We start from the raw sequence: 252 nt of genomic DNA on the forward strand, positions 1-252 counted from the left end.
TTTGCGGGTTGGAGAGTGTGCCTTCGGATTTGAGCTTGCGCACGAGCGAACCAAGGAAGGCCTGCTGGGCCTGGATCCTGCCCAGATCCCCGCCGTCGGCGAAAGCATGCCGGGTGCGCAGGAACGCCAAGGCCTGGTCACCCTTGACCTGGGAGGTTCCCTTGGGAAGCCGGAGTCCGGAGTCGGGATCGTAGACATCCGAGTTGACGCACACATCCACGCCTCCCACCTTGGTGGAGAGTTCTTTGACGG

1 protein-coding gene is annotated in these 252 nt (G+C 62.7%); it reads right to left on the bottom strand.

Annotated elements, in window-relative coordinates; translation table 11 throughout:
* Positions 1-252 (bottom strand): LCP family protein (locus tag ACPYOG_RS20085; RefSeq protein ID WP_481295860.1); only part of this gene is annotated, 252 nt, incomplete at both ends.

It is taken from the genome of Leifsonia sp. HAY1-4F (assembly GCF_056755275.1).